Raw genomic sequence first — 20,449 nt, 5'->3', positions numbered from 1 at the left:
CGAGGCGACGGACGCACCCCGGGCTTAGCTGGCGTGGTGGGCGGCGGCTTTGTGGGCGATCCAGGCGCCCCAGAACAGGCTGGAAAAAAACCGCAGCGGGGCATCGAACCCGGCGTCCTGCAGCAAGGCCTGGACCGCAGCTTCGGAGGCTGGCGGGTCGGCACCCTGGAGGATTTTGCCGAGTTTGGCCTGCACCTGATCGGCACTGGCGCCCTGTTGCCGCCAACGCTGGCCCCAGGCGGCCAGCAGCAATGGCTGACTGGCGTAGGCCTGGTGATTGCCGGCGAGGATCAGCGGCGCGCCGGGTTTCAGGCGCTGGCTGATGGCCTGCAGGATCTGCTGCTTGGCGTCATCGCCGGGCAAGTGATGCAGCACCCCGATCAAGGTGGCGGCGTCATAGGGCTCGCCGGGGGGCAGGCTGTCGAGGGTGCCCAGGTGCACCTCGGTGCGGTCCAGCAGCTGATGCTTGCGCAATTGCGCCACGGCGGGTTCGAGCATGGCCGCCGAAGGGTCGACGGCGGTGAATTGCCACCGCGGTTCCAGCGCCGCTGCGCAGAGAATTTCCTGGGCGGTTCCGCCCACGCCCACCACCAGGACGCGTGCCTCACGCCCTGTGCCCAGGCTCGCGGCCAGCAGGCAGGCGGCCAATTCATGGCAGGCTTCGTAGCCGGCCAGGGCGATGCGGCTTTGCTGGGCGTATTCGTCGGCTCGGGCGGCGTCGAACTTTTCTGCGCTGGAGGGGGTGCTGGCTGACATGGCGAGTCCTCGGGTTAAGGTCCGATGACGGTAGCGCCAGGGAAATAATAAATAAAATTCATCTTTCGACTGCACTGCATTCCTCTGAGGAATGCAGTGCGCAGAGCGCGTGACGCCTTCAGTCGAGGATCAGGTGCGGCAGGAAGCGGCTGGAGTCCTTGGTGATCAGGCTGTCGTCCTCGCGCACGCCGATGCCGGCGGCCTGGTCGCCGATGACCCAGGAGCCAATCAGGGTGTAGCTGTCGTCAAAGCGCGGCAGTGGCGCCAGGGCCTGGAGGATGTAGGGCGCATCGGTGTAGGGACCGTCTTCCTTGACCAGCAGGTCGTCCTCGGTGCGCAACTCGATGTTGGCGCCCTCGCGGGAGAAGAACGGTTTGCGCACCCAGCCTTTGGGCACGGCCCGGGACGGATGGGCATCGAGGTGGGTTTCCAGCAGGTTGGGGTGGCCCTTATGGAACTCCCAGAGCAGCGGCAGGATGCCTTTGTTGGAAAGGATGGCCTTCCACGGCGGTTCGAAAAACTGCGTGTCGCACTGGGCGATGGCTGCGCCGAACGGCTCGTGGAAGATGAACTCCCAGGCGTGCAGCTTGAACAGGTGGGGGATCCAACGCTCCTGCAGGTCGACGAAGCGCCCCTCGGCGTTGAGGCCGATGTCTTCGACGTCGATGTGCCGCGATTCGATGCCGGCCTTTTCCGCGATCAGGCGCAGGTAATCGGTGGTGGCCTTGTCTTCCACCGACGCTTTCATCGAGGCGAAGTAGAACGGCCGCTTGATCCCCAGATGGGCAAAGGCCTGGTGCAGGCGGGTATCGATGCTGTTGAACTGGTCGGCGTGGCGGGGCAGCAGGCCGCGCTCGATGTTCTGCTCCAGCCAGCCCCATTGGAACGCGGCGGTTTCGTAGAGGCTGGTGGGGGTGTCGTAGTTCAGTTCGAGCAGCTTGGCCGGGCCTTGGCCGCTGTAGGAGAAGTCCAGGCGCCCGTACAGGTGCGGGTGCCCCTCCAGCCATGAGGTGCGGATCAGGTCGTAGAACGCTGGCGGAATGCTCAGGCGCTCGAGCAATTCCTCGCTGTGCACCACCTTGTCCACCAGGTCCATGGACATCTCGTGGATCTCGGTGGTGGGGTCTTCCAGGTCGTTCTCGATCTGCTTGAGGCTGAACTGGTAGTAGGCGCTTTCATCCCAATAGGCTTCACCGTCGATGGTGTGGAACAGGAAGCCGAGTTTCTCCGCGGTCTGGCGCCAGTCCGGGCGTTCCTTGCAGGCGATCTTCTTCATGGCCGTGGCTCCTTAACTGCTCGAACGCCCGAAGCCCTTGCTCGACCCGCCGCCCCAGCCACTGCGGGCACTGGACTGGCTGCCGAAGCCGCCGCGGGAGGTGGCCGAGGACACGGAAATCGGCCGGGTGTTCTTGAAGCTGTTGCCGCTTTGCACCTGGCGCGACTTGCTGAACGTGGTGCCGTTGTCGATGCGCTGGTTCAGGGTCGAGTTGCTGTAACCGCCGCGGTTGTCGCGGTAGCGATAGACCGGCTCGGAGTAATAGTTGCGGTTGCCGCCGCTGAGCATGTTGCCGATCAGCAGGCCGGTGAGCAGGCCGTTGACCGAGCTGCCCGAACCCGAAGCCTGGCTGCCATCGGCGACGCCTGCGGCGCGGGCGGCGTCGACTTCGGCCTGGGTGAAAGTGCCGCTGGCGGCAATTTCAAAGCCGCCCATTTTCGGGATGAACTTGCCGCTGGAATCCTGCTGGCACCAGTCCGCGACAAAGTCGGCGTCGCAGTCGGCCTGGTTGTCATACACCGGCGCCTGGCTGCGGTGCTCGGCCATGGCCCTGATGTAGGCGTCGGAACAGATGTCCACCGCGATCTTGCCGTCGACGCATTCCTGCACCGACTGGAAGTTGAATTTCTGTTGCACCGAAATGCCGTCCGGCTCACCACCGCAACCGGAGATGGCCAGGGCCACCGAGGCGGCCAGGGACAGCTGAACGTATTGACTTCGTTTCATCGAGGGTTCCGTCCAGTCGATCAGTTTTGTGCGGGGGTCATGCAGGCGGCGTTGAGCAGGCCGACGCTGATGGCCACGGCGGCGACGTAGATGCCGGCGGCGAGTTCGCCCTGGCGGATGCGTTCCGAGACGCCCTTGAGCACCAGGCTGGTCATCAGGAACGCGAGCAGTTGCACCACGGCGGCGATCACTGCCCAGACCACGAAGTCCAGCAGGCTGATGGAGTAGGCGATCACGTTGCTGGCAGGAATCGCAAAGCCAATGATGGCGCCGCCCAGGGCAATGGCGGCCGACACGTTGCCGGCACGGATCAGCTCGAATTCCTTGTGCGGGGTCATGCGCGTGTAGACGAACTGGAACAGGGCGAAAATCACCGCAGCGCCGAGGATGTAGCTGAGAAAGCCGAGCACGGCGAACTTGTTCAGGGAAATGGAGAGTGCTTCAAGCATGGTGCGGGTCCTTTTTAGAGGAGGTGCCAATCAGATCGGGTACACGTCAGATGAGCTGCAAGTCGGTGCCGTACAGGGATATACCCAGGGAAGTGCTGAGGCTGATGCTGCCTTCGGCGTCTTCTTCGACGGAGAACAGCAGGAATTCACGACGGTCGGTGAGGCCGGTGTCCCGGGCATAGAGCATGGCCCGATGTTCGACCGTATACGCCTCGTCCGGGTTGCGCACCTGTTCCATAAAGGCCACCAGCTCGGTCTGCCCGGCTTCGGTGCCCCATTCGCGGGTGTATTCCACGGCGTCATGGTTGTAGCTCGGCAAGCCGATCAGGCTGTCGGGGCCGGCCAGGCGACGCAGCTCGGCTTCGCTGCTGATGGTCACGTAGCTCAGGTAGTTGAACAGGATCACCGATTCGACCTGGCCATCGGCCGCGCCGCTGGTGTGCACCTGCAACCAGTAGTCCTGGTCGTTCAGGTAGTAGCGCGAAAGCCAGTTGGACTGGCCCAGCTCGACCCGGCCTTCGGCCCAGATCTGCTGGCTGTCGGGGATCACCACGGCGCTCTGGTCGTCGAGCAGCAGCTTGAGGGTCGGGTCGAAGCTCAGGCCCAGGCCCTGGCGCAGGCCAAGGGGGCCGGCGCTGGGGGCGACGGCCTGGGTTTTCGGGGCTTCAAAGCCCAGCAACTGTTTAAACCATCCCATTGGTTGAAGTCCTTGAGGCGGGTGGAGGCGATATCCGGTGCGGCGCGTGGCCGTTATCGGGCGGCATTAGACATCGGCCGGGCTCGGGATAGAAGGATTTTTGCAGCGATAAAGCCGGCGAAGGCTCCGGCCAGGTGCCCCTCGAAGGACACCCCGGCCCGTGGCAGGAAGCCGAACACCAGGCCCGAGTACAAAAACAGCGTGACCGCAGCGGCCAGCAGGCTGCGCCAACTGCGTTCGAACCAGGCCCGGGACAGAATGTAGCCCCACAAACCGAAGACCCAGCCGCTGGCGCCGACATGCACGCCGCGAAAACCGAACAGCCAGACCAGGGCACCGCCCAGCAGGATCACGACCAGGCTGACGCTGACGAAACGCTGGCGACCTTCGGCCATGACCAGGCCGCCGAGGATCAGGAACGGCACCAGGTTGGACGCCAGGTGCGCGAAGGAACCGTGGAGCCAGGGCGCCAGCACGATCCCCGGCAAGCCCTGGAGGGTGCGCGGGATCAGGCCGAAGTGGTTCAGGCTGTAGCCGCTGGCGCTGTTCAACACCTGCACCGCAAGCATCAACAGGGCCAGGCCGGCCAGGGTCTTGAAACCGTTCATGGGGGTTCCTTGAGCTAAAAAAAACGGCACGCGGCAAGCGCAGGTACCAGGCCCTGGCTTGCCGGGTGCCGCGGCCATCCTTACTGCTTGTTCTTCAAGCGCTCGAGAATGGCGTTGGCGCTGCCCTGGTCGGGAATGATGTTGGCTTCGCGCAGGCGGCGATCCAGATCATTGCCGTTGGCCGCTTCGGACAGCTCTTCATGGGCCTCCAGTTCGGCGGCGCGCTGATCCTGCTTGGCTTGCAGGCGGTTAAGGGTGCCGACGGCGGTTTCCAGCTTGCCGTTGGCGCCGCCGCTGGCGATGGACGCGCTGACCTGGGCCTTCTGCACGCTTTCCCGGGCCTTGGCCATGTCCACTTGCTGGCGCAGGCTTTTGATCCGCGCTTCGGCCTTGCTGATGTCCTTGCGCATTTTCTCGGCGTAGGCACCGAACTCGGCGGCTTGCTTCTGCTCGGCGTCGAGGCTGGTGGTCAGGCCGGAGATGGCTTCGGCCACTTCCAGGGCCAGGTCTTCACGGTTGGCCTGCAGGGCGGCCACGGCCTTGGTTTCCAGGTCGGCAATCTTGGTGTTGTACTCGGCCACGCGCTCCGAACTGAGCTTGTGCTTGGCCATGATGGTCACCAGCTCGCGCTTGGCGTTGGCCAGGGCGCCGTCGGCGTCGCGGATTTCCTGGTCGAGGATGCGCAGGGCCTGCTGGTCGACAATGGATTCGCCGACTTCGTTGGCGCCGCCGCGCAGGGCGGTAAACAGTTTGTTCCAGATGGATTGAGTCATGTGGCGTTACTCCAGGGGCTCGGCAATCAGTTGAAGAAGCTTTCGAAGGCTTCGGTGGCACGCTGCACGTTGTCCACCAGGGTTTTGATTTCGGTGACCACGTTGGTCAGGTTCGAGCCCGAACTCAGGGCGCCGAACATGTTGTAGACGGTCTGGCCGTTGGGCATGGACTCGATGCCGATGGACGACAACGGGAACATTTCGCGGCTGCGCAACACGGCGTCGTTGAAACGGGGCACGTCGTTGATCGACTCCAGGTCCACCAGCACGGTGTCGACGATGATCTGTTCACCCACCACCGCGACGTAGATCGGCAGGCCGCCGAAATCGTTCATGTCCAGCTTGATGCTCTGCTCGGAACCCTGGATCAGGCTCAGGGTGATTTCGTTCGAGGCCACTTCGTCCAGGGCCTGCAGGGCGCTGAAGAGGCGGTCGATGGTCCAGTTTTCACCTGCGATCATGTAGTTCTCCAATACCGGTGCGCCTGCCATCAGGGGTTGGCGCAGTTTCTTTTCAAGGTGCTTGAGTACGCTGCGGTTTTCCGGGAGTACCCAAGTTTCATGTTTCACATAACCGGCGCCACTCAGGCCCGCACGCATCTGCTTCATGTAGAAGCTCGACGGTTTCTTGCCGGTGGCTTTCGAGCGCGATCCCTGGGAATTCTCGGAGGGCGCTTGCGCAGCATCGGACGGGTTGTCGGGGCTTTTCATCAGGGTGACTCCGTTGGTCACGTATCACGTGTGAGAAATCTACGCCTGATTCTTCAGGTGGTAAATATCTCACGCGTGATATTTTTCAGCCTTGGGCCGGAAGATATGTGTCGGCACGTTGCACGTTTCAGAGGGCGCGTTGGTTGACCCGGCGTGAGAGGGCGTCGGCGCTTTCCTTGCGCTCGGAATAGCGGTCCACCAGGCAGTCCGCGCGGCCGCGCAGCAACAGGGTGAACTTCATCAGTTCCTCCATGACGTCCACCACCCGATCGTAATAGGCCGAAGGGGCCATGCGCCCGGCCTCGTCGAATTCGGCGAAGGCCTTGGGCACCGAGGACTGGTTGGGCAGGGTGAACATGCGCATCCAGCGCCCCAGGATCCGCATCTGATTGACCGTGTTGAATGACTGCGAGCCGCCACAGACTTGCATCAGCGCCAGGGTCTTGCCCTGGGTCGGCCGGACAGCGCCCAAGGCCAGGGGGATCCAGTCGATCTGTGCCTTGAACACCGCCGACAGGCCGCCATGGCGTTCCGGCGAGCACCAGACCTGGCCCTCGGACCACAGCACCGCGTCACGCAGGGCCTGGACCTTGGGGTGTTCCACGGGGGCGTCGTTGGGCAGGGGCAGGCCGCTGGGGTCGAAGATTCGGGTGTCGGCGCCCAGGTAGCGCAGGATGCGCGCCGCCTCCTCGGTCAACAGGCGGCTGAATGAGCGTTCCCGGGTCGAGCCATAGAGCAGCAGGATGCGCGGCGGATGGCTGAGGCTGGCCAGGCCTTCCAGTTGATGGGGCTGGGGTGGCGTGAGCAACTGCGGGTCGAGGTTGGGCAGGTGCGGGTCAACATCCTGATGGTGATTCATCCCAGGGCTCCGATCCGGTCCAGTTGCGCCTTGAGTTCGGCGCTGGACAGGCGCGGCAGGTCAAGGGCGAAGAAGGCGGCCAGGCGTCGGCGGATGATGCCTTCGGTGTGGGCGAACGCCGCCTCGACCTGGGCTTCGCTGCCCTGCACATCGGCGGGGTCGGCCAGGCCCCAATGGCTTTTTATGGCCGCCCCGAAGTACACCGGACAGGGTTCGCCGGCGGCCTTGTCGCAGACACTGATAACGACATCGGGCGGTGCATCGGCGAAGGCGTCCGAACCTTTGCTGTACAGCCCCTCGATGGACACGCCGGCCCGGCTCAACGTCGCCAGGGCCTGGGCATTGAGTTGGCCGCTGGGGAAGCTGCCGGCGCTCACGGCGTGCAGGCCGGTGGGGGCGAGGTGATTGAACAGGGCTTCGGACAACACGCTGCGACAGCTGTTGGCGGTGCACATAAACAGAATGTTCATCGGTGGCGGCTCGTATATATGAATATTCGAATATACGCATGCCAATGCGCGCTGCCAAGTCGCTCGCCGCACCTGCGGTGCCGGGTGCTACAGCACCTTGACCGCGCGCCCAATGAATTGCACCGGCCCGGTGGGTTTGCCGATCGGCGAGCCGTTGGGGTTTTCCAGGGTCAGCTCGAACAGTTGATTGGCTTGCAGCGGTGGCAGCCGATCCAGCGGCACCCGCAGCGGTTGGCCGGGCTTGACCAGCCCGAGGGACACCGGCCCCTGCCAGTCATCGGCCTTGGTCCAGAACTCCAAGGCCTTGTCGCTCGGCACCTCGATCACCCCCAGGGGGATCAATTGCAGTTCGCGTGGGTCGCTGGCCTGCACCACCCAGCCCGGGGCCTTGTCCTGGGGCGCCACCAGCACCACCAGGTAGTTGGGGGCAGGGGGCGCACGGGTCAGCAACAGGCTACCGAGCACCAGGCTCGCCGCCAGGCCGGCAGCCGCCAGACCGCGCCACAGGGCCAGCAGGTTCCACCAGGGCGTGGCGGCCTGGGCGTGGCGCCGATCCTGCTGCAGGCTGCGTTCGATGCGACGCCAGAGTTGCGGCGAAGGCTGCTGGGGCGGCACCAGGGCCGTCAGCGGATGCAGGCGTTGCTCCCAGGCATCCACCGCGGCGCGCAGGGCCGGCTCATAGGGCAGGCGTTGCTCGACCTGATCGCGCTGCTCCGCCGGCAGGCTGCCCAATACGTACTCGCCAGCCAGGGCCTGGAGTGCATCGTGGTCGTCATCTGCTGCACCGTTGTTCATCCCATGCACTCCCGCAATGCCGCCAGGCTGCGTTTGATCCAGGCTTTGACCGTGCCCAGGGGCGTGCCGGTCTTCTGTGAAATCTCCCCGTGGGAGTAACCGTCCACGTAGGCGTGGAGGATGCACTGGCGCCGCTCGGGTTGCAGTTGCTCCAGGCAGCGGTGGATACGCTGCTCATCGGCCATGGCGGATGGCGCGCCATAGACGTCCGGTTCCTGCGCCTCGGCTAGGGCTTGCAGGGCGCTTTCCTCACCGACGTGAACTTCCCGGCCGTTACGGCGGATCAGGTTCAGGGCCAGGTGCCGGGTCACGCTGAAAATCCAGCCCCGGGCGTCGCCCCGGGTCGGGTCGAAGCTGCCGGCGCCGTTCCAGATGCGGATAAAGGCGTCGTGGACGATGTCTTCGGCCAGGGCGCCGTCGCCCACCAGGCGTTTGGCCACCCCCAGCAGGCGCGGGCCTTCCTGGCGGTACAGGGCCTCCAGGGCGGGGCGCTCGCCACGGGCGCAGGCCGCCAGGCAGGCCGGGTAATCGAATAGGGCTTCAGGCAGGGACAAGGGTGGGGGCCGTCCAGGAAGAGCAGTAACCCCGGCCGGATGGCCGGGGCATCTGCACAGCAGCGTAGATCAGTTTTTCCACGGCTTGTCCGGCCTTTTGTTGCGGTTTATTTAGCGGCCCAGAACAGGTAGTCGGCCTGGTACTTGACCTGCTGGCTTTTGCCTTTCTCGGCGGCGGTGCACGGCGTGCTCGGGGCCACGCCACCCTTGAGGGCCACGCGCTGCACATAGGTCACGCCGCTCATGGCGCCCTTGCCTTCGGCGGGGTTGGCCTTGACCAACTGGTACGGCAGGTTGCCGGCGCTGGAGGGGGCCACGGCCACTTGGGTGCCGGTGATCTTCGAACCGTCCTTGGCTTGCCAGGTGGCTGGCGGGCCGAAGTAGTCGCCGACGGCCTTGCCGCTGCGGTCGTTGAGCACCGCCTTGGGACCGACGAAGGTCCATTCGGTCTGGCCGGGGGCGTTGGCTTTGTCGCGGCATTCGTAGGTGATCTCGCCGACGCCGACGGTTTCCAGGGCGATCTTGTGCCCGTCCGGCACCTTGATGCTGTCGGGCAGGTCGGCTTGGGCCTGGGCGGCGCTTAGCCAGCCGGTGGCGGCGAGGGAGAGGGTCAGGCTGAGCAGGGATGTGCGGTTCATGGACAGTGCTCCAGAAAAGGGGGATCGACTGCGCAGCCATTGGGCTGCTGACAGTACTACCCGCGGGGCACAGGGTTTGGATGCAGTCGGTTGAAAATATTTTTTCACTCAGGTTGTCGACGAGCTCGGGAGGCCCGGGCACAGGTACAGGGTGGCCGGGTAGCCGTCGGCCTCACAGGGCTGGCCAGGGCAGGGCTGGCCGCTCAGTTGTTCAAGCACCTGGCTCCAGAATGGTCGGGCCGGGCGATTGGCCTCCAGGTGCAGCACCTGCCATGGGCCGCTGTAGCGTTCCAGTAACTGCTTGACCACGGCGCGGCCAAGGCCCTGGCGTCGCCAGCCCCGGCAGATAAACAGGTAACCGAGGTTGTACTGCGCGCCGGCCACACGCAGTTGCTGATCCTGGGTGACGAAACCGACCAGTTGCCCGTCGACGCGGATCAGCCAGGGTAGGGTGCCGGCCGCTCGCCAATACGGCTCCATCGACTGCATGGCAAACAGCCCTTGGGGGCCCAAGGGCAGGGGCAGCCACTGGCTCAGGTCATGGAGGTAGAACTGCAGCAGGTTGTCCAGGCAGGACCAGTCGTCGCGTTGGGCGGCGTGCAGCTCGAAGGTGGGCATGACGAACTCCGACACAGAGTGGGTTGGGCAGTTTTCTTCAATACGCCGAGGGGCGCCGCGCCTAAGGTCGGCCCGGTCTTTCCTTGATTCTGTGAGCGTGAATGATGAGCGTAGTGTTTTCCATGGCGGCCTTTGCCCTGGCCGCATCCATTACCCCGGGGCCGGTGAACATCGTGGCCCTGGGTTCCGGGGCACGCTTCGGTTTTCGTGCGAGCCTGCGGCATGTAAGTGGCGCCACCCTGGGCTTTGTCCTGTTGCTGCTGTTGATTGGCCTGGGTCTGCATGAACTGCTGTTGCGCTGGCCGTTCCTGACCCGGGGCATCCAGCTGTTTGGCGTGGCCTTTGTGTTGTACATGGCCTGGAAACTGGCCGTCGATGACGGTCGCCTGGGCTCGGGCGATCAGGCCCGGGCGCCTTCGGCCTGGTACGGCGCATTGATGCAATGGCTCAACCCCAAGGCCTGGCTGGCTTGCGTGGCGGGCATGGGGGCCTTTGCCGCGGATGGCGAGCCGCGGCTGGTGTGGCAGTTCGTGCTGGTGTATCTGGTGATCTGCTACCTGTCGATCGGCTGCTGGGCCTACGCCGGGACCTTTTTGCGCCAGTACCTCAGCCATCCTACCGGGGTGCGCCTGTTCAATCGCTGCATGGCCTTGCTGCTGGTGGCCTGTGCCCTGTACCTGCTGCTGGCCTGAGACGCCGGCTCAGCCCCGGTATTGCCCCGGGGTCGCGGCCAGGTGCTGTTTGAACGCCCGCTGAAAATGCGCTTGGTCGGCAAAACCGGCTTCCAGGGCCACCTCGGCAATCGCCTGGCCCTGGCGCAGCCGGGCACGGGCGAACTGCACCCGCTGGTCCACCAGAAAGGCGTGGGGCGTCATGCCGTATTGCTGCTTGAAGGTGCGGATCAGGTACGACGGCGACAGGCCGCAGGCGTGGCAGATGGTGTCCAGGCTCAGGGCCTGGGTGCAGTGCTCGCGGATGAAGCGTGCCGCCTGTTGCAGCTTGGCGTTACTGTGCCGTGGCGCGGTCGCGGCCGGGTTCAGGCGCTGCTGCAGGTCGCTGAAAAAACTCAGTGCGGTGCTGTGTTTGTGCAGGGTGTCGGCCTGTTCATCCACCAGCACCTCATACAGTTGGTTGAGCCCGGCGAACAAAGCTGGGTCGTCACTGTAGGGCTGGGCGAAGGGGCGGTAGTCCTGGTCCGGGCTGAACCCCAGTTCATGCTGGAGCGCAGTCAGCCAGGGCGTATCCACATACAGCATGCGATAGGACCATGGCTGGTCGTCGATGGGGTTGCAGGCGTGGACCACGCCGGGGTTCATCAGCACCACCGTGCCCGCCGCCACCCGGTACTGCGCCTGCTCGTGTACATAAGTGCTTTGCCCGGCGGTGATGACGCCGATGGAGAACTGCTCGTGGGAGTGCCGTGAATAGCAGGCCAGGCGCCCGTCAGCGATGGACCGCGCCTCGATAAAAGGCAGGGCGGCATCACGCCAGAAACGCGGGGCCTGATCGGAGTGCTGGGCGCCGGACGACGTCATCGCGGGGCTTCCTGAAACGGACGGAGGGCAGGCAGTGTAAAACGCGCCGGGCCAGCGGATCGAATGTTTTCAGGGCACATTGCGAATGGGCCCTGTAGGAGCCGGCTTGCCGGCGATGGCGTCTTTGAGTCAAGCGCAAGGCTTACTGACGCCATCGCTGGCAAGCCAGCGCCTACAACCCATCCCGGATTACCCTGCATCTGTAGGAGCCGGCTTGCCGGCGATGGGGCCTTCGAGTCAAGCGCAAGGCTTACCGACGCCATCGCTGGCAAGCCAGCTCCTACAACCCATCCCGGATCACCCGCTTTTGTAGGAGCCGGCTTGCCGGCGATGGGGCCTTCGAATCAAGCGCAATGCTTACCGATGCCATCGCTGGCAAGCCAGCTCCTACAACCCATCCCGGATCCCCCCGCATCTGTAGGAGCCGGCTTGCCGGCGATGGCGTCTTTGAGTCGAGCGCAAGGCTTACCGATGCCATCGCTGGCAAGCCAGCTCCTACGACCCGCCACGGATCACCTTGCTCCTGTAGGAGCCGGCTTGCCGGCGATGGGGGCTTTGAGTCAAGCGCAAGGCTTACCGATGCCATCGCTGGCAAGCCAGCTCCTACAACCCGTCACGGATCACCTTGCTTCTGTAGGAGCCGGCTTACGTGGCCTAGAAGTCCCACTTGGTGGTGAGTTGCAGGCTGCGGGGCTCGCCGTAGAAGCCGGTGCCGAAGTTGCCCATGCCGGTGTAGTACTGCTTGTCGAAGAGGTTTTTCACGTTGAGGGTCGAGCTCAGGTGCTGGTTGAACTGGTAGCGGGCCATGGCATCCACCAGGAAGTAGCTGTCCTGGGTGATGCGCGTGTACTGGCCGAAGTTGACCGTGTCATCGGGGTTGGGCTGGAACACGTTGCCGTAGAACTCGCTTTGCCAGTTGACCCCGCCGCCCACCGTCAGCTTGTCCAGGTCGCCGCGCAGGCGGTAGGTGCTGAACAGCCGGGCCACTTGCTGGGGCGCGGTGGTTTGCAGCACCGAACCGTAGACGTAGTCGTTGTTGGCGTCGCGGGTGTGGTTATAGGTGTAGCCGGCACTGAGGTTCCAGCCTTCCAGCAGTTCGCCGGCCACTTCGAATTCAAAGCCCTTGGTGGTGGCACCCTGGATCGCCCGGTAGATGGCGTCGGCATCCTCACCGCTGATTTTCTGCGCCAGGTTGTCCTGCTCGATGCGGAACACGGCGAAGCTGGCATTGACCCGGCCACCCAGGTATTCGGCCTTGATGCCGGCCTCGTAGGCGTCGCCTTCAGTGGGGTCGAGCAGCTTGCGTTGGGCGTCCTTGCTCATTTGCGGCTGATAGATGTTGGTGTAGCTGGTGTACACCGAGTAGGTGTCATTGAGGTCGTAGATCACCCCGGCGTAGGGCGTGACCACCCCGGTCTGGTGGTAGTCGGTGCGGATGTCGGCCTTGGCTGGGTCGAAGAAATCGGTGTGGTCCGACGCCTTGAAGTTGCTGACCCGGGTGCCGAGGATCACGGCCAGGTCGTCGGTGGGCTTCAGGCGGGTGGCCAGGTAGGCGCCGGTCTGGCGCTCGACAATCGCGTCGGTGCCGGACTGGGGAATGTCCGGCTTGGCGAAGTGGCCGTTCCAGTCGTAGATGCTGCTGCCCAGCATTGGGTACACCGAGCCGTAGACCGGATCATCCTGGCGCGCGTGCATCGCCGTGAAGCCGGCCATCAGCTCATGTTCGCGGCCCAGCAGGGTGAAGGGGCCGCTGAGGTTGAGGTCGATATTGTCCTGGGTCTGGTCGCCGACGAACTTGCCCATGTACATGAACATGCCGTTGCCGGTGGCCGCGTCCGGGGCGCCGCCGCTGGCCGAGCCGAGCAGTGTGTCGTGCTCGCGGTGCTTGCGGTCGTAGCTGACCTTGAGCTTCCAGTCATTGGCCAGTTTCTGTTCCAGCGAGGCGAACAGGGTCTGGGTCTGGAAGTCGCGGCGGCTCCAGTCGGTGGCCGGGTTGAAGGAACGCGAGAAGTGGGTGCGCGAGCCGTCGCTGTTGTACATCGGGAAACCGGTCCAGCTGGCGCCCCGGGAGCGGGTGTTCTGCTGGTCCATGCCGAAGGTCAGCAGGGTGTCCGGGGTCAGGTCCATCTCCAGGATGCCGTAGGCGATGTCCTTGGTGTTCTGGTAGTGCTCCAGGTTGGATTTGCGCTCCTGATAGACCCCGACAAAGCGCCCGCGCACGTTGCCGCTGTCGGTCAGCGGGCCGGAGATGTCGCCTTCGCTGCGGTAGCTGTCCCAGGAGCCGACGGTGCCGGTGACCGAGGCCTTGAAATCCTTGGTCGGGCGTTTGCGGATCAGGTTGACCGTGGCCGACGGGTCGCCGGCGCCGGTCATCAGGCCGCTGGCGCCCTTGATGATTTCCACCCGGTCGAAGGTCGCCATGTCGGTGCTGGTGGTGCCGTAGTCGTAGACCCCGTCGTAGGTCGAGTTGACCCCGTCGTACTGGAAGTTGGTGATCGGCAGGCCGCGGGCCGAGAACTCCCAGCGCTCGCTGTCGTAGTTCTGCACGCTGATGCCGGGGGCCCGGCGCAGGGTGTCGGCGATGCTGGTGGAGCCCTGGTCGTCCATCTGCTGGCGGGTGATCACGGTCACCGATTGCGGGGTTTCCCGCAGCGACAGCGCCAGGCCGGTGGCCGACGAGGTGGCGCCGGTGGTGTAGGACTGGGTGCCTTCGGTGGTGGCGCCCAGGGTCTGGGCCGAGATGCTGGTGGCGCCCAGTTCCAGGGGGCCGTTGCTGCTCGGTGCGCTTTGCAGCACGTAGCCGCCGCTGCTCAGGGGCTGGGCTTGCAGGCCGGAACCCTGGAGCAGGCGCTGCAAGGCCTGTTCGACGCTGTAGTCACCGCTCAGCCCCGGGCTGCGCTTGTCGGCCGCCAGGTCGTTGTGCCCGGCGAGGAAGATTCCGGCCTGCTCAGAGAAGCTGTTGAGGGCGGCGATCAGGCTGCCGGGGGCGATCTCGTAGTGGCGCAGCGGCTGGCTGCCTTGCTGGCTTGGGGCTTCGGTGGCGTTCACCGACGGCGCGCCAAGGCACAGCAGGGCGGCGGGAATGGCCAGGGCCAGAGGACGCAAAGGCAAGCGCAGGCGAGAGAAGCGGGGTGACGGCATGGAAGTCCCTTGGGATCGGATCGATCGGCAATGTGAGTGCTGTTACCGGGTTAACCGAACCAGAAAACGAAAAGGGAACTGCCCCTGGAAAATTTTTTCAGGGGCCTGTCACGGCGGCTCAACACAGCGGTTCAACCCGCGGATGCAGGGCTGGCCGTTCAAGCCCGGGGTTCGAGGCTGACCCACCAATCCGTCAGGCGTTTGACCCGCACCGGCAGCGCCGCTTGCAGCAATGCCAAAGCCTGGTCGGAATCTTTCAGGGGGAAGGTGCCCATCACCGGCAGGTTGGCGATGGCCGGGTCGCAGCCCAGGTGCCCGGGGCGGTAGCGCCCGAGTTCGTCGAGCAACTGCCCCAGGGGCAGGTTGTCGGCCAGCAGCAGCCCACGGCTCCAAGCCTCGCGGGCGGCACTGGCGGGTTGCAGCGGCATCAGGCTGGAGCGGTCGAAGGCCAGTTGCTGGCCGGCGTTGACCACCTGCACCTGGCCACCGTCGGCGCAGCGCACTTCCACTGCGCCCTGGTAGACATTGAGCAGGCTGTGCTGGGGTTCCTGGCGCACGCTGAAGCGGGTGCCCAGGGCCCGCAACCGGCCGTGCTCGGTCTGCAGCAGAAACGGCCGTTGCGGGTCCTTGGCGGTGTCGATCAGCACTTCCCCCAGGTGCAGCAGCAACAGGCGCTCCACGGGGCTGTAGCGTACGTCCAGGGCACTCAGGGCATTGAGCCAGACGCGGCTGCCATCACTGAGCCGGGCTTCGTGGGTTTCCCCGGTGCCGGTGGCGTAGTCCGCGCGCCAGCGGCTCAGGGCCTGGGGCAGCGGGGTGCCGCGCCAGGTGCCCCAACCCAGTAGGCTGCCGGCCCCCAGCAGCAACAGGCTGCCCAGCACCTGGCGGCGCCCCGGGGCACTGCGACCGGCGCTGCGCAGGGCCTGGCTCGCGGCCTGTTGCCCGGCGCCGTCATGCAGGGGCGCAAAACGCTGGCTGATCCGCTCCACATAGCCCCAGGCCAGGCGGTGCTCCGGGCTCTGTTCGACCCAGTTGCGCCAGTGCTGGCGCTGTTGCTCGGTGACCTGCTGGTCGTGCAACTGCACGTACCACTGGGCGGCCTGTTCCAGGCTGGCATGGCTGAGTTTGCCGGGCTGGGCGTCATTCATCGGGGTCATTCCAGCAACAGGCCGTCGAGCTCGGCCTCGAGGATCGCGCAATGCATCAGCGCCTGGGCCAGGTACTTCTTGACCATGCGTTCGCCGACGCCAAGCCGTTCGCCAATGACCTTGTAGGGCAGGTCATGGAGCTGGGCCAGGAGAAAGGCTTCGCGCACCTTGGACGGCAGGCGCGCCAGCATGGCGTCCACCTCGTACAGGGTCTCGACGATGATCGCCTGGTGTTCCGGCGAGGGTTGCAGGGGGGCGGGGCGCGCGGCCAGGGCCTGGAGCCAGGCCTGTTCCAGCTGCCGCCGGCGCCAATGGTCGACGCACAGGCCGCGGGCGATGGTCGCCAGGTACGAACGCTGGTGTACGTCGCCGCTCAGGGCAGGCGGCCGCTTGAGCACCCGGACAAAGATGTCATGGGCCAGGTCGGCGGCATCGCAGGCGTTGTTCAGGCGCCGCCGCAGCAGCTCGTAGAGCCAGCGGTGATGGGCGTGATACAGGCTCTGGACCAGGGCGGAAGCGGGAGGTGGCGTCGAAAACACAGTGTCCATCCGGCGCCGGGCGCCTAGGGTGCAAATGGGAATTGATCGCGATTAAAGCAAAAAGCCCACTGGCCCTGCAAATGATATTGGTTTGCTTTTACGGAGCCGTGTCGGTGACCCCGGCTTGCCGCTAAACTGCGCGCCCCTGATGGTTTTGCAAGGATGCCGTGTCTTATGTTGATCCGCCCTGCGCTGGTGTTTGCCAGCCTGCTCTTGGCCACCTCGGCCGTTGCCGAGCCACTGGTGTACCGCCTCACGGACCCGGCGCAGAAATACGCCATCGAGCTGCGATTTGCCCAGGCACCGGCCACCAGTTATGACCCGGCGCCGGCCACCGTCAGCCTGCGTGACAAGGCCAGCGGCGAACTGCTGCAAACCCTGGTTTCGCCCGAGGCCTATGCCACCCTCAAGACCGACGGCAGCCTGTCCACGGGCCAGGCGCCGATGTACGGCGACCAGAGCGTGCTGTTCTTCGACGATTTCAACTTTGACGGCGAGCAAGACCTGGCCCTGCGCAATGGCAGCGAAGGCGGCTACGGCGGGCCGTCCTACGATGTCTATCTGTTCGACCCTGCCACCCGGCGCCTGCAATTGAGCCAGGCATTTTCCGACCTGACCCGCGACGGGCAACTGGGCATGTTCGAGACCGATGGGCAGCGCCGACGCTTGCACACCTGGACCAAAAGCGGCTGCTGCTGGCACCAGGACGCCAGTTGGGAGGTGCACAACAACCTGCCGGTGATGGTCGAAGAGCGCACGGAAGAACTTTACAACCCTCCCGAGCAAGAGGCCTTCATGCCTCGGGATTACTTCAACGTCAGCGTCCGCACCCTGGTCAACGGCCAGTGGCAGGAACATTCGCACCTTGAGGGGCCCTACAGCGAGGCGCCCGAGGTGTTCAGCGGCACCCTCAACGGCAAGCTCCCGGTGGAACTCTGGTGGCAGCGCCAGGGCGAAGTGTTGGTGGGTGAAGTGCGTTACCCCCGTGGCGGCAGCGGCAAGCCGATCCGCGTGGTGGGGGGCGACTATGAGACCGGCAGCGTGACCCTGGTGGAGTCCGGCGCAAACGGCGAGGTCAGCGGTACCTGGTATGTGCACACCGAAGACGATCCCCAGGGCAACCGCGGCGCGGTCTGGACCCACGGCGGCAAACGCTTCAACGGCAGCCTGCGGCGCGTCAGCGTCGAGGTCGCGCCGGACAAGCTCGGCTCGGTGGCCGACAACCAGCGCAGCGGTCGCTACCTGATGCGCGACGACGCGACCCAGCGCCGCGCCGAGTTGACCGTGAAGATCATTCCCGGCCCCAACCCCCACGACCTGGGCAGCGCCGATCTGCAATTGCGCCTGGAGCAGCCCGGGGCCGCCCCCTTGGTGATGCAGCAGCGTGTGCCCTTGACCGCCAGCAACCTGGCCATCGCCTGGGACCCTCAGGCCCGGCGCGGTTACCGGGTGCAGTTCCTCAGGGGGGCGCTGCTGGTGTCGGGCAACCATGAGGGCCGCGATATCGCTGGCACCTACGTCAAACAGCCGTGAACGCCTGTTAGCCCTCTTCCGAGGGGGCGCCAAAGTACAGGCTTTGCGGGCGTTGCACGGCTTGCCAGGCGCTGAGGTGGGTCAGCTCGGCCCTGTCCAGCCACAACCCCTGTTGCTCAATCAGCGGTGTGCCCGGCAGGCTCAACAGCTCGCTGAGGTTCAGCTTCAGCAGGCGGCCGCGGTCGTCGTCATCGTCGGCTTGCCAGTCGCGGGTGAACAGGCGAAGGCGCAGGCTGTCGCCGCTGAAGGCTTCGAACTGCGGCCGATGGTGCAGGCGCTGGGGCCAGGTGCGCAGGCAGTGGTCACGCACATCCAAGAGCAGCACTTGCCAGCCATAGCGATCCTCCTGCCGATCATCACGCTCGCTGCAATAGCGGGTCAGCGCCAGGTAGCGGGCGGCGGGGGACCAGATCATCGACGGCGCCAGGTCGCTCAGGGCACAGCCGGACGCGGTCAGCAGATGCCCGCCCAGGCGCGGGCTGCCGGGGCGCAGCCAACTGTCGGCGTAATCGGTTTCGCTGCCGAACAGCCAGGCGGCGTCCTCACCGTTGGCCGCCGGCTGGATAAAGTCGCCATCGGCGGTGGCCGACTGGGGCCGGTCCACTAGGCGCCAGCGGGGCAGCAGGCGCAATGAGTGATCGCCGACCTGCACCCGGAGTACTTCATAAAGCAGCCGTGAATCATCGCGGTCCTGGCAGAAGGCGGCCGCTTCCTCGGCGGGCGGAGCCGGTTGATTGGCTCGTTGCAGCGGCTGGCTGTGGCGCGGGTTGTCGAGGCGCCCGGTGATGGCGGCCAGGCTCAGGCGGCCGTCGCGAAAGTCCAGCAGGCGCGCGGGCAGCATCGGCGGCCCGGCCAGCAGACGGCGCTGCTGCAGATCGGCCACCTGGACCTGACCGCAGACGGCTGGGGCCTCGACAAAAGGCAACAGCGCCAGGTAGCGGCCGCAGTCCGAGACCCGGTGATCCAACTGCCAGCGCCCCGGCAGTTGCCAGTCGCCGATGCAGCAGCGATAGGCACCCAGGCCATCGCGGTTGTCCGCCAGCCAGCTCAGGCGGGCGCGCTGGCCGTCCAACAGCGGCGCGGACTCCAGGTCGCTGGCGCCGCGCTGGCCCAGGCTGTCCAGGGGCATGACCAGCTGGGTGCGAGCCAGGGGCAGGTCGGCGATCAGCATGCGGCCTTGCGGGTCGTGGCCGACTTGGGTGTCGGTGTCGCTGTGGATGCTGTGCAAGCGGTAGCCGTAGGTGCCGTGGTCCGGCTGGGCGCAGTCCAGGTAGGCGTCGATGCGCAGGTGCTGCTCGTCTAGGCTCAGCAGTTGACGCCAGTAGAAGGACGGCTCCGCAGGGCTGGCCACCCAAGGTTCGGGCAGCCGGCGCCAGCCCCGATCCTGTTGCCACAGCCAATAACCGCTGGTTTCCGGGTCGCTTTCCTGGCGGGCAAGACACGCCAGGGCACGGCCGTCGGCGCTCCATACGCGGCTGTCCTCGGCGCCGATCAGCAGGCCCGAGGCCTGGCCATTCAGGCTCAGTCGATAGGGCGGCGCGCGCAGCGGTTCCAGGGGTTGGGGCAACGAGGCGAGGCTGGCGGGCAGGGCCATCTGGCCATGCAGGCGCTGGGCGCCATCGGGGGATGTCTCTTCAAGTGGCGCCCCGGTCAGGCGCTCGTGCCAGGCGCCGGGCTCCAGCCACAGGTCGGCGACCGGCACCAGGTCCACGGCCTTGGCCCCTTGCAACAGTTGCTCAAGGCCGTGCTGGCGCGGGCTGTTGTCCACCAGCGGGCTGTGGCGGCCGTCCAGAGTGTCGTCAGCGAAGCTGTCCAGTTCCCAGAACTCGCTGTAGTCGCAGTGGTACAGGCGCCGCTGCGGGCGGTCGAGAATCAGCAGGCCCCATTGCTGGCGCGACGGCAGCGTCGCAGCGAAGTAGCGGCCATCGTTGGAGAAGCGCGCCGAGGAACCGACCCCTTGCAGCAACACGCCATCGGGAAACAGGTAATCGCAATAGGTGGGGCCGCCCATGGCGATTTCACCGTGGTTGAACACGCGGATCGGCTGGCCTTCGGGGGTGTGCTGGGGTTCGTCGCCGCCCCAGGCGCTGGGCCCGCCGCTGGCGCCGGCCTGGGAGTGTTTGGCGGGGCTCAGGCCCAGGCGACGCTCCAGGCTGGCGACGCAGGCCAATGCGGCGAACATGCCGATGGCCGCGCCGGCGATGTCCCAGTACGCCGGCAGGGCCCGGCCCAGGCTGAAACCGAAGCCGAAGGCCGCGCCGCTCATCACTCGCGCCAGGCCGCGGGCACCCCGGGGCCAGCCCAGCCGCGCTGCCAGGGTCATCAGTGCGGCGCATACCAGCAACGTCGCCAGCGCCAGCAGGGGCGGGAGCACGGTGACCAGGAAGATCGGCACCAGCAGCACCGCCAATTGCCACAACAGCTCCAGCATCAGGCGCGACAGGCTTTTTTCGGGACGGGAATCGGCGGGGCTGGCCACGGAGGCATCCTTGTGCGTGGAGAAGGAACAGGGCGCGCTCAATCTACGCGTTTGGCCAATAAAAAGGCAGCGTGGCAGGGGGCTGTAACAGGGGCCTTCCGTCGTCTTGTCCTGGGGCTTGAGCGTCTCGGTCGCAGGCCGCTGA

The 20,449-nt window shown here is 65.6% G+C and carries 21 protein-coding genes; 2 read left to right on the top strand and 19 right to left on the bottom strand.

Annotated features, from left to right (window positions below; genetic code table 11):
* Nucleotides 1-24: 24 nt before the first annotated feature.
* The 14 genes from M1B35_RS01125 to M1B35_RS01060 form a co-directional block, all read right to left on the bottom strand.
* Entirely contained in the window at nt 25-756 is a 732-nt protein-coding gene (locus M1B35_RS01125; RefSeq protein WP_268260980.1) for a class I SAM-dependent methyltransferase, read from the bottom strand.
* Between the two features lie 118 nt (nt 757-874).
* A complete protein-coding gene (locus M1B35_RS01120; RefSeq protein ID WP_268260979.1) occupies nt 875-2,032 on the bottom strand; it encodes a glutathionylspermidine synthase family protein in 1,158 nt (385 codons plus the stop codon).
* A gap of 12 nt (nt 2,033-2,044) precedes the next feature.
* On the bottom strand, nt 2,045-2,758 hold the full coding sequence (locus M1B35_RS01115; RefSeq protein ID WP_123332342.1) for a DUF1190 domain-containing protein: 714 nt from the start codon (nt 2,756-2,758) through the stop codon (nt 2,045-2,047).
* Nucleotides 2,759-2,778: 20 nt separating this feature from the next.
* Complete coding sequence (locus tag M1B35_RS01110; RefSeq protein WP_123332344.1) at nt 2,779-3,207, bottom strand: DUF350 domain-containing protein; 429 nt, start codon at nt 3,205-3,207, stop codon at nt 2,779-2,781.
* Nucleotides 3,208-3,253: 46 nt separating this feature from the next.
* Entirely contained in the window at nt 3,254-3,904 is a 651-nt protein-coding gene (locus M1B35_RS01105) for a DUF2491 family protein (RefSeq protein ID WP_268260978.1), read from the bottom strand.
* A 53-nt stretch (nt 3,905-3,957) separates the two neighbouring features.
* Complete coding sequence (locus M1B35_RS01100; protein ID WP_268260977.1) at nt 3,958-4,512, bottom strand: rhomboid family intramembrane serine protease; 555 nt, start codon at nt 4,510-4,512, stop codon at nt 3,958-3,960.
* Between the two features lie 80 nt (nt 4,513-4,592).
* The gene (locus tag M1B35_RS01095; protein WP_123332350.1) at nt 4,593-5,285 is read right to left on the bottom strand and encodes a PspA/IM30 family protein; all 693 of its coding nucleotides are present in this window, start codon (nt 5,283-5,285) and stop codon (nt 4,593-4,595) included.
* A 26-nt stretch (nt 5,286-5,311) separates the two neighbouring features.
* A complete protein-coding gene (locus M1B35_RS01090; RefSeq protein ID WP_185039219.1) occupies nt 5,312-5,995 on the bottom strand; it encodes a YjfI family protein in 684 nt (227 codons plus the stop codon).
* Nucleotides 5,996-6,122: 127 nt separating this feature from the next.
* Entirely contained in the window at nt 6,123-6,854 is a 732-nt protein-coding gene (gene arsH, locus M1B35_RS01085; protein ID WP_268260976.1) for an arsenical resistance protein ArsH, read from the bottom strand.
* On the bottom strand, nt 6,851-7,324 hold the full coding sequence (locus M1B35_RS01080; RefSeq protein ID WP_123332354.1) for an arsenate reductase ArsC: 474 nt from the start codon (nt 7,322-7,324) through the stop codon (nt 6,851-6,853). Before M1B35_RS01080 ends, arsH begins: the two co-directional genes overlap by 4 nt.
* An 87-nt stretch (nt 7,325-7,411) precedes the next feature.
* Nucleotides 7,412-8,119, bottom strand: a complete 708-nt coding sequence (locus M1B35_RS01075; protein ID WP_268260975.1) for an anti-sigma factor — start codon at nt 8,117-8,119, stop codon at nt 7,412-7,414.
* Complete coding sequence (locus tag M1B35_RS01070; protein ID WP_425273377.1) at nt 8,116-8,667, bottom strand: sigma-70 family RNA polymerase sigma factor; 552 nt, start codon at nt 8,665-8,667, stop codon at nt 8,116-8,118. The genes M1B35_RS01075 and M1B35_RS01070 overlap by 4 nt, the downstream gene beginning before the upstream one ends.
* Before the next feature lie 113 nt (nt 8,668-8,780).
* Nucleotides 8,781-9,311, bottom strand: coding sequence for a DUF3455 domain-containing protein (locus tag M1B35_RS01065; RefSeq protein WP_268260974.1), 531 nt, complete (start codon nt 9,309-9,311; stop codon nt 8,781-8,783).
* A 108-nt stretch (nt 9,312-9,419) separates the two neighbouring features.
* A complete protein-coding gene (locus M1B35_RS01060) occupies nt 9,420-9,929 on the bottom strand; it encodes a GNAT family N-acetyltransferase (protein WP_268260973.1) in 510 nt (169 codons plus the stop codon).
* Nucleotides 9,930-10,033: 104 nt separating this feature from the next.
* Between M1B35_RS01060 and M1B35_RS01055 the strand changes: the two genes are divergently transcribed.
* The gene (locus M1B35_RS01055) at nt 10,034-10,621 is read left to right on the top strand and encodes a LysE family translocator (protein WP_268260972.1); all 588 of its coding nucleotides are present in this window, start codon (nt 10,034-10,036) and stop codon (nt 10,619-10,621) included.
* 9 nt (nt 10,622-10,630) lie between these two features.
* On the opposite strand, the gene M1B35_RS01050 is transcribed toward M1B35_RS01055, so the two are convergent.
* The 4 genes from M1B35_RS01050 to M1B35_RS01035 form a co-directional block, all read right to left on the bottom strand.
* Entirely contained in the window at nt 10,631-11,464 is an 834-nt protein-coding gene (locus M1B35_RS01050) for an AraC family transcriptional regulator (RefSeq protein WP_268260971.1), read from the bottom strand.
* 654 nt (nt 11,465-12,118) lie between these two features.
* Entirely contained in the window at nt 12,119-14,605 is a 2,487-nt protein-coding gene (locus tag M1B35_RS01045; RefSeq protein WP_268260970.1) for a TonB-dependent siderophore receptor, read from the bottom strand.
* Nucleotides 14,606-14,763: 158 nt separating this feature from the next.
* Nucleotides 14,764-15,753, bottom strand: a complete 990-nt coding sequence (locus tag M1B35_RS01040; protein WP_268260969.1) for a FecR domain-containing protein — start codon at nt 15,751-15,753, stop codon at nt 14,764-14,766.
* Nucleotides 15,754-15,758: 5 nt separating this feature from the next.
* Complete coding sequence (locus M1B35_RS01035; protein ID WP_268260968.1) at nt 15,759-16,301, bottom strand: sigma-70 family RNA polymerase sigma factor; 543 nt, start codon at nt 16,299-16,301, stop codon at nt 15,759-15,761.
* Nucleotides 16,302-16,466: 165 nt separating this feature from the next.
* Here M1B35_RS01035 and M1B35_RS01030 point away from each other — a divergent pair, with 165 nt between their 5' ends.
* On the top strand, nt 16,467-17,825 hold the full coding sequence (locus tag M1B35_RS01030; protein WP_268260967.1) for an XAC2610-related protein: 1,359 nt from the start codon (nt 16,467-16,469) through the stop codon (nt 17,823-17,825).
* A gap of 7 nt (nt 17,826-17,832) precedes the next feature.
* On the opposite strand, the gene M1B35_RS01025 is transcribed toward M1B35_RS01030, so the two are convergent.
* Nucleotides 17,833-20,256 (bottom strand): hypothetical protein, encoded by a 2,424-nt coding sequence (locus tag M1B35_RS01025; RefSeq protein WP_268261085.1) that lies wholly within the window; start codon nt 20,254-20,256, stop codon nt 17,833-17,835.
* Nucleotides 20,257-20,449: the final 193 nt, after the last annotated feature.

Origin of the sequence: Pseudomonas morbosilactucae, assembly GCF_023241665.1 — a bacterium.
GTDB classification, from domain to species: domain Bacteria; phylum Pseudomonadota; class Gammaproteobacteria; order Pseudomonadales; family Pseudomonadaceae; genus Aquipseudomonas; species Aquipseudomonas morbosilactucae.
This window is presented reverse-complemented; position numbering and strand designations above follow the sequence as displayed.